Origin of the sequence: Sphingomonas glaciei (assembly GCF_023380025.1) — a bacterium.
Lineage (GTDB): Bacteria > Pseudomonadota > Alphaproteobacteria > Sphingomonadales > Sphingomonadaceae > Sphingomicrobium > Sphingomicrobium glaciei.
This window is the reverse complement of record NZ_CP097253.1, coordinates 753,883-766,507: the sequence shown is the minus strand read 5'-3', so window position 1 is coordinate 766,507 and position 12,625 is coordinate 753,883. Positions and strand designations below refer to the sequence as shown.

Here is a 12,625-nt window from a genome sequence, read left to right as displayed (position 1 = left end):
GCTTCGTGGCCAATGACAAGCCCGGGTGAGGCCTCAGGCCGCTTCCATCTCCGCGCCCTTGACCACTTTTTCGGCCAGCGCGCCGTTCAGCTCCGCCAGATGGTCGAAGCTTGCCTCGTAAGTCGCCAGGCCCTGGCTGAGGCTTCGCAGTTCGCCTTCCAGCCCCTGCAACTCGGCCTCGGGCACCAGCGCCTCGATCCGGTCCCAGCCGGTCCAGCCGTCGCGCGGGACCATCCCGAGCAACTGCCCGCGCCGCGCCGCCAGCGCGCTGCCGACCTTGCTGGTGGCGGTGGAGGGGGTCGTCACCAACACCTTGTGGACCGGTTCGAGCAGGTGCGGCTGGCCGCCGCCGAGCGCTTCCTGCATCGCGATCCGGCCGGCGGTGCGAAACGCGAGCTCGCTCGAATCAACGCTATGGTAGCTGCCGTCGGTCAGCGTGACCGCCACGTCCACCACCGGAAAGCCGAGCGGTCCCTTCTGGCAGGCATCGCGAATGCCCTGCTCGATCGCGGGGACATATTGCCGCGGGATCGCGCCGCCATGGATCTGCTCGGCAAAGGCGAAGCCCGCGCCGCGATCCTGTGGCGCCAGCTCGATCACCACGTCGCCGAATTGGCCGTGGCCGCCTGACTGCTTCTTGTGCCGGCCGCGCTGGGTCACCGGCCGGCGGATCGATTCGCGATAGCGCACCTTGGTCGGGCGCTGGGTAACCTCGACCCCGTGGCGTCGCTTCAGCCTGGCGAGGACCACGCCAAGCTGCTCGTCGTTAACCCCGGACAGGACCAGCGAGTGATCCTCCTCGTCATGCTCGACATGGAGGGTAGGGTCCTCCTCTGCCAGCTTGTGCAGCGCGCCCGACAGCTTGACGTCGTCCTTGCGATCGGCCGGCTGGATCGCGGCCCGCATGTTGCGCGAGGGCAGCGGCACGTCGAGGGCAGGGGGCAGGCGCCCGCCTCCCGCCCAGTCGCCGGCGTTCAGCGCATCGGCCTTGGCCAGCGCCAGCACCGCGCCCTCCGGCGCCTCGCCCAGCCGCTGGTTGCGCTCACCCTGCAGGGTAAATATCGCGCTCGCCTTGACGGTGCGGCCATCGGCGGTGGCCAACTCCTGGCCCTCCTTCAGCGAGCCGCCGAGCAATCGCCCGATCACCAGCCGGCCCAGCTGATGCGCATGGCTGACCTTGACCGCGTGAAACGCCGGCTGGTCGACGCCCAGCCGGTCGGCGGTAGCGGAGGGGGCGGGCGTTTCGTGGCGCAGCGCCTTCATCAATCGGCGTACCCCGCAGCTGCTCGAGGCGGACCCGAACAGCACCGACACGCCTAGATTCTCGCTGGTCTCGCGCGCAAGGTCGCTCAGCACGCGCCCGGGCTCGGGCACCTCGTCCATCAGCAATTGTTCGAGCAGGGCATCGTCATGATCGGCGAGCTGCTCGAGCAATCGGGTGCGGGCCTGGGCCTCGACCGCGTCCAGCTCGGCCGGCATCGGGATAGGCTCGGACGGCTTGCCCGGCCGGTAGTGGAAGGCACGCTCCAGCGCGACGTCGATGAAACCGGTGACTTTGTCGCCGGTGGTGATCGGGACCTGGCGCGCAATTAGAGGCGACACGCTCAGCGGCTGAAGCGCTTCCAGCAGCTCGCCGATCGAGGCGCGGGCGCCGTCGATCCGGTTGACGAAGATCAGGTGCGGCAGGCCAAGCTCGTCCAGCAGCCGCAGCATCGGCGCGGCTAGGGCTGCGCGGGCGGGGTCGGGATCGACCACCACGATCGCCAGGTCGGCCAGCGCGAGCGCCCGGGCGCCGTCGGCCTGGAAGCCGGTCCCGCCCGGAACGTCGATCAGCGCGAAATGCTCGCCCAGCCAATCGAAGCCCATGAGATTGAGTTCGGTCGACCCGCCGCGCGCTCGCGCTTCCGGGCTCCAGTCGCCGACGCTGTTCCTGGCGGCAGTGTCGCCTTGCCGATCGATCGTGCCGCTGGCGTACAGCATCGCCTCGGCAAGGCAGGTCTTGCCTGCGCCCGCCGGACCGACCAGCGCAATGGCTCTGGTGCCTGTGATGGCCTCATGCATGGTTGCAGCTCTCCTTTCGCCCGGGTTGGGGCGCGTCGAGTCGCTTCGGGCGCCTCACGCGCCTGGGGGAGTGCGAAGGTCTGCCTGTCGCCATTGCTTGGCAAGAGGAACGGTCGCGGCGGACCGTCGGTTGGGCGCGTGATCGCATGGTGCGAGGGGGAGTAACGCGTTTCATGGCCACTGCCGCCGCCAGTATCGACAAGGCCGACAAGGGTCGCTCGGCCGACAAGCCCACCGACATCCCCTCGAGCGGCTGGCTCGAGATAGCCAAGCGGACCTGGAAGGAGGTCGGCAAGGACAATGTCGGGATCGTCGCGGCGGGTGTCGCCTTCTACTTCTTCCTTGCGCTGGTCCCGCTGCTCGGCGCCACCGTCCTCACCTACGGGCTGTTCGCCGAACCCGACATGGTGGTCCGGCAGGCGCAGGGCCTGACAGCCTTCCTGCCGGAGGAAGCCGCGAAGCTGGTCGGCGAGCAGTTGCTGAATGTGGTCGAGACCTCGGGCGGCAAGAAGGGCTTCGGCCTGGTCGCCGCCATCGCGGTCGCCTTCTGGGGCGCGCGCAATGCGGCCGGCGCGATCGTCACCTCGCTCAACATCGCCTACCAGGAGGAGGAGAAGCGCGGGATCGTCGCGACAACCTTGCTGGCGCTGGCAATGACGCTGGGCGCGGTGGTGCTGGCGGGCCTGGTCGGCGCGGCGGTGGCGATCCTGGCCGCAATCGGAAAGCTTCTTCCCGATGTGGGCCCGATTGGCCGGTTCCTGACCTCGGCAATCACCTTTGTGATGCTGGGCGGCGTTGCAGCCTCCGCCGCGGCGACGCTCTACCGCTACGGGCCGAGCCGCGAGAACGCACGCTGGACCTGGCTGACGCCGGGGTCGATCTTCTTCGCAGTGGTGTGGCTGCTGCTGACGCTGGCGTTCGGTTTCTACGTCCGCAACTTCGGCAGCTACGGCGCGACCTACGGCGCCCTGTCGAGCGTGGTGGTGCTGCTGACCTGGCTCTACCTGTCGAGCTATGTCCTGATCTTCGGTGCCGAACTCAACAGCGAGGTCGAGCACCAGACCGCCAGGGACACGACGACAGGTGAGGACGAACAGCCGCTCGGGGCGCGAGGGGCGTGGAGCGCCGATCATGTCGCCGCGGGCAAGGACGAGACCGACGACGGCAGCCAAGGGCTCGGCGGCGAACCCCCTGCGCCGACCCGCTCCGTAGCGCCTTACCCTCCGGCGCAGGATGGGGAGGGCCATCCCTATCTTGCCAGCCGCATCGCCTCGCGCACTGGGCCGCTTGCCGGCGCCCGCAGGATCTCGATGCTCAGTTCGGGGATCGCGACCCTTGCCCTCGGTTTCCTGGGGACGCGCGGCCGGGAGAAGACCGGTGCGGTATTGCTAGTGACCGCCGCCGGCCTGGCGCTGCTGAAACGGCGCTAGCGGCCCGCGGCGACGTCGCGCAGGACGGGACCAAGCGAGGAGGGGTGGACCAACTTGGCCGCTTCCTCGGGCGAGAACCAGCCGCGCTGCCGTTCGCCCGCTTCGGGATAATCGTCGGCGACGCTGTCGACGCGCAACGGGAACACCGCCATCTGCCACTCGATCTCGCCCGCCAGGCGATAGCGCTTGCGCTTGGGAACGACGGTTAGGACGCTGTTGGCGACCGTGCCACTCACCCCGCCTTCCTCCCACGCCTCGCGCTCCGCCGTTGCGGCCAGCGGGCGGCCGCGCAGAGCCCAGCCGGCCGGGAGCACCCAGCGCCCCGACGAGCGGGCCTTGACCAGCAACACTTCGAGCCGCCCCTCGTGGCGACGCCAGCACAGCGCCCCCGCCTGCGCCGGCTTGCCGCCAAGGCGTGGGACTTCCAGCGTGTAGAGGAAACGACAAAACGGGGTGTGGATGCCCATGAGCGGCTCCACTACCCCATCATGATTAGCTAGTGGTAACTATTAAGCGGGAAGCAGCCGCTGCTCGGTTGCGCTCTTCATCAGCGCGGCCTGCAGCTTCTCGAATGCCCGGACCTCGATCTGGCGGATCCGCTCGCGGCTGACGCCATAGACCTGGCTCAGTTCCTCCAGCGTCTTGGGATCGTCGGCCAGCCGCCGCTCGGTCAGGATGAACTTCTCGCGCTCGTTGAGCGACTCCATCGCATTGGTCAGAAGCATGTGGCGAACCTGCTTCTCCTCCTCGTCGGCGACCAGCTCGTCCTGGAGCGGGCCATTGTCGACCAGGAAGTCCTGCCACTGGGCTTCCGCGCCCTCGTCGCCCTTGAGCGGCGCGTTGAGGCTGGTGTCGCCGCCCATCGACATGCGGCGGTTCATCGAGATGACCTCGTCCTCGGTGACCCCGAGGTCGGTCGCGATCTTGGTCACGTCGGCAGGCTTGAGGTCGCCTTCTTCGAACGCATCGATCTGGTTCTTCATCCGACGCAGGTTGAAGAACAGTTTCTTCTGCGCGGCGGTGGTGCCCATCTTCACCAGGCTCCACGAGCGCAGGATGAATTCCTGGATGCTCGCGCGGATCCACCACATGGCATAGGTCGCCAGGCGAAAGCCCCGGTCGGGCTCGAACTTCTTGACGCCCTGCATCAGGCCGATGTTGCCCTCGCTGATCAGCTCGCTGACCGGCAGGCCGTAGCCGCGATAACCCATGGCGATCTTGGCCACGAGTCGCAGGTGGCTATTGACCAACTTGGCCGCGGCCTCGGTGTCTTCATGCTCCCGCCAGCGCTTGGCGAGCATATATTCTTCTTCTGGGGCAAGGATCGGAAACTTCTTGATCTCAGACAGATAGCGGTTGAGGCCGACTTCGCCGGCGCCCGCTGGGATCGATAATGCCTTCGTTTGTGCCATCTCGGTATCACGTCCTTGCCTGTCGGAGCGGCTTTCCCCACCACCCTGACATGTGAAATCCTATACCCCAAGCGCTCTGAACAGTTCCTGCATATCCTGCGGAACGGCGCTTTCGAACGATAGACGGTCCTTCGTCACCGGGTGAACGAAGCCGATCCTTGCCGCATGCAACGCCTGGCGCCTGAACTCGAGCCGGTTCAATAATTCACGCAGCTTCTGCGCCGGGGCCCGGCCGTAGACCGGATCGCCGAGCAGCGGGTGGCCGATGCTGGACATGTGCACCCGGACCTGGTGGGTCCGCCCGGTCTCCAGCCGGCATTCGATCCTCGCCGCGGCGTTGCTTACCGCCAGTACTTTATAGTGGGTCACCGCCCGCTTGCCGCGATCGGCCTCGACGATCGCCATCTTCTTGCGGTCGTGGGTCGAGCGGGCGAGGGCGGCATCGATGCTGCCCTCCAATTTGGCCGGGCGTCCGCCGACCGCCGCCAGGTAGCGCCGGTCGATGGTGTGGGCCTGGAACTGGCGGGCGAGGCCCTCGTGGGCGACGTCGGTCTTGGCGACCACCAGTAGGCCCGACGTATCCTTGTCGATCCGGTGGACGATCCCCGGCCGCGCCACGCCGCCGATACCGCTGAGGCGCCCGGCGCAGTGATGGAGCAGCGCGTTCACCAAGGTCCCGTCGAGGTTGCCGGCGGCGGGATGGACCACCAGCCCGGCCGGCTTGTCGACCACCAGCAGATGCTCGTCCTCGTGAACGATCACCAGCGGGATGTCCTGCGCTGCAGCGCTCGCCTCGGTTGGAAGCGGTACGGTCAGGCGGAATTGTTCGGAGCCGTCGACCTTGGCCGATGGATCGCGCACCGGCGTCCCCGCGCGGTCGAGCGCACCCGACTTGACCAGGCTCTTCAGCCGCTCGCGGCTCATCGTCGGAAGCGCGTCGGCAAGCGCGCGGTCGAGCCGCCAGCCCGCGTGCCCGGCGTCCAGCGCCACGTCGATGATGTCGGACCCCCCGGTCATTGGACGATGCAATTTGGGACGCGAAAGTGCGATTTCAAGATCACGCATTGGCTTGAACAAACGACCCCTTTGCGCCACCACCCGGCCCATGAATGCGATCGAACTCGCCAGTCTGCTTTGCTCCCGGCTGTGCCACGACCTTCTCAGCCCGGTCGGGGCGCTGAACAACGGCCTGGAGCTGATGGCCGACGAGCAGGATCCCGAGATGCGGGAACGCTGCCTCGAACTGCTCGCCGAAAGCGCCAAGGCCAGCGCGTCGAAGCTCAAGTTCTTCCGCCTCGCCTTCGGTGCGGCGGGCGGCTTCGGTGAGGAGATCGACACCCGCGAGGCGCGCGCTGCGCTCGAAGGGCTGTTCGGGGCCGAAAAGAAGATCACACTCGGCTGGATGGTCGCCGCCGACAAGCTGCCCAAGGAGGCGGTCAAGGTGCTGCTCAACCTCGCGCTGGTCGCCGGCGACGCTTTGGTCCGAGGCGGCCAGCTTGACATCGGCGCCGAGAAGAGCGACACCGGGACCGAGATCGTGATCCGCGCCGAGGGGCCGCGCCTGCTGCTCGACCCCAATTTGCGCGCTACCCTCGAACGCGGCGCTGCCGGCACCGTCGAACCCCGCGCGGCCGGCGCCTGGCTCGCCCACGCCCTGATCACCGAAGCCGGCGGCAAGCTGCAGATCTCGCCGATCGACAGCCCGGTCCTGATGATCGGCGCTTCTTTCTAGGGCAGCTAGCCCTCGCCGGTTTCGGCCATTTCCCGCTTCGTGTCGCTTTCCGCCGGGACCACCGGCTGGCGCAGCATCGGGCGCTTGGCGGCAAGGTCGTTGCGGATAGTGGTGGCGGCTTGCCCGCCTTCGCCCATCGCGTGGCTGATCTGGTCGAGCCCGTGGACCACGTCACCGGCGGCATACAACCCCTCGACGCTGGTCCGCATCTTGTCGTCGCACACCAGACAGCAATCCTCGGGATTGATCTTCGCCCCGACCATTTCGGCCAGCCCGGTATGGGTATCGGAGCCAAGCGCCGGGTAGATGCTGTCGAAGCTCAGCAGTCCTTCGGCGGTGTCGACCGTGATGCATTCCTCGATGCATCCGATCGCTTCGGCCGGGCCGTCGACCAGGCTGACTCCGGCCTGTTCGAGCTTCTCGCGATCCTCGGCGCTGATCTCGAGCTTCTTGTCCGGCGCGATCAGGGTCACGTCGGCGGTGTAGGAGCGCAGGAAGATCGCCTCGCCGACCCCGCCCTTGCCCGATCCGATCACTCCGACGCGCTTGTCGGTCACCTCGAACCCGTCGCAGATCGGGCAATAGCGGATCAGCCCGCGGGCCATCGCCTCGTCGTGAAGCTCGGGGTCCATCGGCGGCTTGCGGTTGGTGAGGCCGGTCGCCAGCAGCACCGCCCGCGCCCTTTGCGCCCCGCCGCCGCAATCGACACTGAACAGCCCGTCCTCGTCCTTGTCGAGTCGGTGCACGCGCCCGGTCTCGATCCTGGTCCCGTATTTCTGCGCCTGGGTCCGCATCAGCTCGAGCAGCTCCTTGCCGTTGATCCCGTCGGGATAGCCGGCATGGTTGTGGCTGCACGGGATCCAGCTCGCCCGGCTCTTGCCCTCGTCGACCACCACGATGTCGAGGTGGAAACGGGCGAGGTAAATGGCGGCGGTCAGCCCGGCCGGGCCGCCGCCGATGATCAGGACGTCATGAGGTTCGCTGTCGGACATGGGGCCGCAATGAGCGGCGCGGCTTGGCGGTTCCCGCCGCCCTGCTAAAGCGACCGGGTGAAGTGGATCCTTTTCATCGCTGTGTTCGGCGCCGGGTTCGGCCTTGGCGCCTGGCGGGCCGGCAACAAAGCGGTGAGCCTGCTGAAGGCGGCTGGCCTGCTCCCACTGGTCCTGCTTGCCCTGACCGCGGTTATGGTCGGCTATATCCTGCTCACGGCGGACAGCGGAGACGGTTTCGCCGGGCTTGCGGCGGCTTCGGTGGTCGTGTTGGGTGTGATCATGAGCCTGCTCGCCCTGACCGGCGGCATGTTCGGGGCCTGGTATCGCCGGGCGGGCGCGGGCGAGCGATGACCTTCCGCGCCTCCGTCCTGACCCTCTATCCCGACATGTTCCCGGGCCCGCTCGGCACCAGCCTCGCCGGCCGAGCGCTGGAAGCGGGGACGTGGAGCCTCGACACCACCAACATCCGCGACTTCGCGATCGACAAGCACCGCACCGTCGACGACACGCCGGCCGGCGGCGGGGCGGGGATGGTGCTGCGCTGCGACGTCCTTGCAGCCGCGATCGACAGCGTCGCCGACGGCCGCCCGATCCTCGCCATGAGCCCGCGCGGCGCCCCACTGACGCAAGGCCGCGTCCGCGACCTCGTGGCGGGCGAAGGCGCGATCATCCTGTGCGGTCGGTTCGAAGGCTTCGACGAGCGGATCTTCGACGCCCGGCCGGTCGAACCCGTGTCGATCGGCGACTACATCCTGTCGGGCGGCGAACTCGGCGCGATGGTCCTGCTCGATGCTTGCGTTCGGCTGCTTCCCGGCGTAATGGGCGCGCCGGATAGCGGTGTGGACGAGAGCTTCGAAACGGGGCTGCTCGAACATCCGCATTACACCCGACCAGTTGACTGGGAAGGGCGCACGATCCCCGAAGTGCTGCGATCGGGGGATCATGCGAAGATTGCCGCATGGCGTAAAGCCAAGGCAATCGAAGATACACGGCTACGGCGGCCGGACCTGTACGAGCGCCACGGGGGCGTCTCGCAGGCGTCGCCCTCTGGTGCGCGGCAACGAGACGAAGGTAGATCGAAGTGAACCTGATTCAGACCCTCGAGCGTGAGCAGATCGACGAGCTCACCGCTAAGCGCGCCATTCCCGAATTCCGTCCGGGCGACACGCTCCGCGTCGGCGTCCGCGTCGTCGAAGGCGAGCGCACCCGCGTCCAGAATTACGAGGGCGTCTGCATCGCCCGCTCGAACAAGGGCATCGGCTCCAACTTCACCGTTCGGAAGATCAGCTTCGGCGAAGGTGTCGAGCGCGTGTTCCCGCTCTACTCGCCGTCGATCGAAGAGATCGCCGTCGTCCGCCGCGGTGTCGTCCGCCGCGCCAAGCTCTACTATCTGCGTGGCCGCACCGGTAAGTCGGCCCGTATCGCCGAGCGCCGCGATCCGCGCCCGGCCAAGGCTGCTCCGGCCGCCGAGTAAGCGACTTCTCCCGATCGGGACGAAAAGGGGTCCGGCCGCAAGGCCGGGCCCTTTTTTCGTTGGGGCTGCCCGGCCCCTTAGATCTGCACCCGCTCGATCGTGATCGAGGCGTCGGGCAGATATTGCGGGCGGGCATTGGCCGGGCGGGCGGCCACCAGCGGCGCGGCGATTGCCGGAAGGGCCCAGCGGGTGCCGACGACCTGCAGCACCACGGGCCGCGGCCCGACCGACAACTCGACCACCTGCCCGTCGCACGACCGGCCAGTGCAGGTGAGGCTATACGGGCCCTTCGCCCCCCGATCGACCGCTCGTAGCTGCCCCGGAATGCCAAGCCCGGCAATCACGGCTGCCGGCGGCGCGATCAGAGCGATGCTGTCGGCACCATTCGACTGCAGCCTCAGGCGCACCCGTCGTCCTCCCGGCGTCGCCCTGGCCTCGACCGGCAAGGCGCGGGCCGGAACCAGTCCCGCCACCGGTCGCGCCGGGGCCAGCCAGCGGGGCCGCGTGCTGAATGGCAGCGTGCCTTGCCGCCACGGCCCGAACCCGGCCCACTCGCTCGGTAGAGGCTTGCGATCATTGACCACCGACCACAACGGCTGGTCCGGCCCGGCGCCGACGACATATTGCAGCGTCCACTGCTGCTGCCGGTCAGCGCTGTAGGCGGGGGCAACCGCCGCCGGGACCCAAGCCAGCACCGCAAAGGCGAGGGCGACCGCCGCCACGCGCGACCAGCGCCAGCCCTCGACCAGCGGCCGCGCCTCGATCAGCCACGGCATCAGCACCAGTCCGCCGAGCAACGCCAGCAGCCACAACGGTCCACTGTTGATCAGGTCCTGCACAAGCCCCAGCGCCGCACCCAGCGTGACGAACAGCAACATTGCCGCCAGTAACGAACCTGCGGTCTCCGCGGCAGGCTTGCGGGTGCGGGACGCGGTCCCGATCACGAAAATGAGCGGCGGCAGGAGGAAATAGACCATCGCCCCGGGCGCAAAGACGCTGAACAGAACGCCGATCAGCACGAATAGCAGCCACCAGGCACGGCGCAGCTGGGGCAGGGTCCAGCGTTTCATCCCCGCCAGCAGCGCCACCCCGGCGGCGATCACCCCGGCGTAGATCGCCAGTTCGCTGGTCGTCTGGTGCGCGCGCCAGAACTGGCCTTCGCGCAGAGTGCCGACCAGGCTCAGCCCCGCCCAGGCCAGTGCCACCGGCACCAGCAGGACGAGCAGCAAAAGCGGCATGGCCGTCGCGACCGGCAGTGCCTCCGTTCGCCGCTCGCGCCGCACGAAGTCGATGCACAGCCCCACGACCAGCAGCACGGCGAGAAAGGCCGGGGAGATCGCACTCATGGTCAGCAGCCAGCGCGTGCCGATGCTCATGAACAGTTTGTCGCTGTCCCTCTTCTCCGGCGTGGCGCCACTGGCCAGCGCGCCGCCGACCTCCAGCAGCTGGTCGCCCATGTGCTGCAACGTGGCGAGGTCGATCGCGGCGAGATCGTCCCCCGGCGAATGATAGCGCGTTTCGTTGCCGATCGGCGCGAAGTTGAGGAACAGCCAGTCGCGCTCCTCGACGAAGGTGTTGACGTCGGTCGAATTGGGAAGCAACCGGTAGGCGCTGACCGCCATGCTGTTGGCGACGGGATTGCGGACATTCTCCTTGAACAGCCTCACCGCCGCCCCGTTCGGGACCGAGGTCTCAAACATGTTGACCGGCCCGGTCGTGCCCCGCGCCTCTAGGTTGATCAGCGCGTCGATGCGGCGGCTCAGGGGATCGGCATCGAGGAACGCCCGCGCCCCGATCAAGCCGATTTCCTCGCCCTCGTTGAACAGGAACGTGAGCTGCCGCGGCAGCTGGCGATCTTTCAGCAGCGCCAACGTCTCCAGCATCGCCGCGACGCCCAGCCCGGCGTCGGACGCGCCCGGACCCACCGGCACGCTGTCATAATGCGAGTTGATCAGCAGGTTCGGCGCGCTTGCCGGGGTGCCGACCGTCACCAGGACGTTGCGGACACGGGCGCAAGACACGCCGCTCGACTTCTGCAGCTTGTTGCAGGCGAAGCGATCGGTGACCCGCGGTTGCAGCCCCAATGCGCGAATCTCGGCGATCAGCCGCTCGCGGACGCCATCGATGGCGGCGCTATCGGCGGGGTGGGGCGCCTCATTCCCGAGCACCCGCGCCAACCGCGCCTTGGCCCGCACCGCGTCGAACTGGCCGGCGGCGTTGTTGGCACGGAGCGGGGGCGGCAGGCTCAGCCAGCGGGTCGCCGCCATGCCGGCCAGCAATCCGGCGACGATCAGCGCCAACAGCAACGTCTTGCGCATTCGTCCCCCTCGCCACATGCGAGCCCTCAGGATAAGGCGCGGGCCAGGGAGAACAAGCATGGGTTATCGGGTCGTCGTGGTCGGCGCGACGGGCAATGTCGGGCGCGAGATGCTGCAGATCTTGTCCGAGCGGCAATTCCCGCTGGACGAGGTGGCGGCCGTCGCCTCCAGCCGCAGCCAGGGCGACATCATCGACTTCGGCGACAGCGGCGAGGAGCTGAAGGTCGTCAACATCGACCATTTCGACTTTACCGGCTGGGACATCGCCCTGTTCGCGGCGGGCTCGGCCGCCAGCAAGGCCCACGCGCCTCGCGCCGCGGCGGCGGGCTGCACGGTGATCGACAACAGCTCGCTCTACCGCATGGACCCCGACGTGCCGCTGATCGTGCCCGAGGTGAACCCCGAGGCGCTGGCCGGCTACAAGGCCCGCAACATCATCGCCAATCCCAATTGCTCCACTGCGCAGATGGTGGTGGCGCTGAAGCCCCTGCACGACGCCGCCGGCATCAAGCGCGTGGTCGTTTCAACCTACCAGTCGGTCTCGGGCAGCGGCAAGAAGGGCATGGACGAGCTGTTCACCCAGTCGCGCAACATTTTCGTCGGCGATTCCACCGACCCGGTCTTCTACCCCAAGCAGATCGCCTTCAACGTCATTCCCCACATCGACGACTTCCTCGACGACGGTTCGACCAAGGAAGAGTGGAAGATGGTGGTGGAGACCAAGAAGATCCTCGACCCGAAGATCAAGGTCACCGCGACCTGCGTCCGGGTGCCGGTGTTCGTCGGACACTCCGAAAGCATCAACATCGAGTTCGAGCGCGAGATCAGCGCCCAGGAAGCGCAGGACATCCTGCGCGAATCGCCCGGCGTCATGCTGATCGATAAGCGCGAGCCCGGCGGCTACATCACCCCGGTCGAGTGCGTCGGCGATTATGCTACCTTCGTCTCCCGCGTCCGCGAAGATCCGACGGTCGAAAATGGCCTCAACCTGTGGTGCGTCAGCGACAACCTGCGCAAGGGCGCGGCGCTGAACGCGGTGCAGATCGCCGAGCTGCTGGGCCGCAAGCACCTCCAGAAGGGCTGAGGCGCCTGCCGCTTCCACGCTCGCAACAAGCGCTGCTGGCTCTCCTCGCGCTCGGCGTCCCGCTAAGCGCCTGGGGTGCGGTTTACCCTCAGAACACCTGGCTGCAGGTCGGGCCGGTCGCC

Annotated in this window: 12 protein-coding genes; 6 read left to right on the top strand and 6 right to left on the bottom strand. The window is 67.8% G+C overall.

The genetic code is table 11. The features are described from left to right. Window positions 1-33: 33 nt before the first annotated feature. On the bottom strand, window positions 34-2,061 hold the full coding sequence (locus M1K48_RS03635) for an elongation factor G (RefSeq protein ID WP_249504509.1): 2,028 nt from the start codon (window positions 2,059-2,061) through the stop codon (window positions 34-36). A 173-nt stretch (window positions 2,062-2,234) separates the two neighbouring features. On the opposite strand from M1K48_RS03635, the gene M1K48_RS03630 reads away from it, so the two are divergent. Next, window positions 2,235-3,491, top strand: coding sequence for a YihY/virulence factor BrkB family protein (locus M1K48_RS03630; RefSeq protein ID WP_249504508.1), 1,257 nt, complete (start codon window positions 2,235-2,237; stop codon window positions 3,489-3,491). On the opposite strand, the gene M1K48_RS03625 is transcribed toward M1K48_RS03630, so the two are convergent. The 3 genes from M1K48_RS03625 to M1K48_RS03615 are packed head-to-tail and all read right to left on the bottom strand — an operon-like array spanning window position 3,488 to window position 5,920. Continuing rightward, the gene (locus M1K48_RS03625) at window positions 3,488-3,958 is read right to left on the bottom strand and encodes an NUDIX hydrolase (RefSeq protein ID WP_249504507.1); all 471 of its coding nucleotides are present in this window, start codon (window positions 3,956-3,958) and stop codon (window positions 3,488-3,490) included. The two genes, M1K48_RS03630 and M1K48_RS03625, sit on opposite strands and share 4 nt — an antisense overlap. Window positions 3,959-4,000: 42 nt before the next feature. After that, window positions 4,001-4,903 (bottom strand): RNA polymerase sigma factor RpoH, encoded by a 903-nt coding sequence (gene rpoH, locus M1K48_RS03620; protein WP_249504506.1) that lies wholly within the window; start codon window positions 4,901-4,903, stop codon window positions 4,001-4,003. Window positions 4,904-4,963: 60 nt separating this feature from the next. Continuing rightward, entirely contained in the window at window positions 4,964-5,920 is a 957-nt protein-coding gene (locus M1K48_RS03615; RefSeq protein WP_249504505.1) for an RluA family pseudouridine synthase, read from the bottom strand. An 88-nt stretch (window positions 5,921-6,008) separates the two neighbouring features. Here M1K48_RS03615 and M1K48_RS03610 point away from each other — a divergent pair, with 88 nt between their 5' ends. Continuing rightward, window positions 6,009-6,635: a histidine phosphotransferase family protein gene (locus M1K48_RS03610; protein WP_249504504.1), complete on the top strand. Its 627-nt coding sequence runs from the start codon at window positions 6,009-6,011 to the stop codon at window positions 6,633-6,635. A 5-nt stretch (window positions 6,636-6,640) separates the two neighbouring features. Here M1K48_RS03610 and M1K48_RS03605 read toward each other — a convergent pair whose 3' ends face one another. Next, window positions 6,641-7,627: an NAD(P)/FAD-dependent oxidoreductase gene (locus M1K48_RS03605; protein ID WP_249504503.1), complete on the bottom strand. Its 987-nt coding sequence runs from the start codon at window positions 7,625-7,627 to the stop codon at window positions 6,641-6,643. A gap of 57 nt (window positions 7,628-7,684) precedes the next feature. On the opposite strand from M1K48_RS03605, the gene M1K48_RS03600 reads away from it, so the two are divergent. From M1K48_RS03600 to rplS, 3 genes are read left to right on the top strand one after another with little or no spacing between them, the layout of a single operon-like run. Continuing rightward, the gene (locus M1K48_RS03600) at window positions 7,685-7,978 is read left to right on the top strand and encodes a hypothetical protein (RefSeq protein WP_249504502.1); all 294 of its coding nucleotides are present in this window, start codon (window positions 7,685-7,687) and stop codon (window positions 7,976-7,978) included. Continuing rightward, entirely contained in the window at window positions 7,975-8,712 is a 738-nt protein-coding gene (gene trmD, locus M1K48_RS03595; protein ID WP_249504501.1) for a tRNA (guanosine(37)-N1)-methyltransferase TrmD, read from the top strand. Before M1K48_RS03600 ends, trmD begins: the two co-directional genes overlap by 4 nt. Beyond that, entirely contained in the window at window positions 8,709-9,101 is a 393-nt protein-coding gene (rplS, locus tag M1K48_RS03590) for a 50S ribosomal protein L19 (protein WP_249504500.1), read from the top strand. The genes trmD and rplS overlap by 4 nt, the downstream gene beginning before the upstream one ends. A 77-nt stretch (window positions 9,102-9,178) precedes the next feature. Here rplS and M1K48_RS03585 read toward each other — a convergent pair whose 3' ends face one another. Beyond that, window positions 9,179-11,419, bottom strand: coding sequence for a M20/M25/M40 family metallo-hydrolase (locus tag M1K48_RS03585; protein ID WP_249504499.1), 2,241 nt, complete (start codon window positions 11,417-11,419; stop codon window positions 9,179-9,181). Window positions 11,420-11,477: 58 nt separating this feature from the next. On the opposite strand from M1K48_RS03585, the gene M1K48_RS03580 reads away from it, so the two are divergent. Further along, on the top strand, window positions 11,478-12,503 hold the full coding sequence (locus tag M1K48_RS03580; protein WP_249504498.1) for an aspartate-semialdehyde dehydrogenase: 1,026 nt from the start codon (window positions 11,478-11,480) through the stop codon (window positions 12,501-12,503). Window positions 12,504-12,625 lie beyond the last annotated feature (122 nt).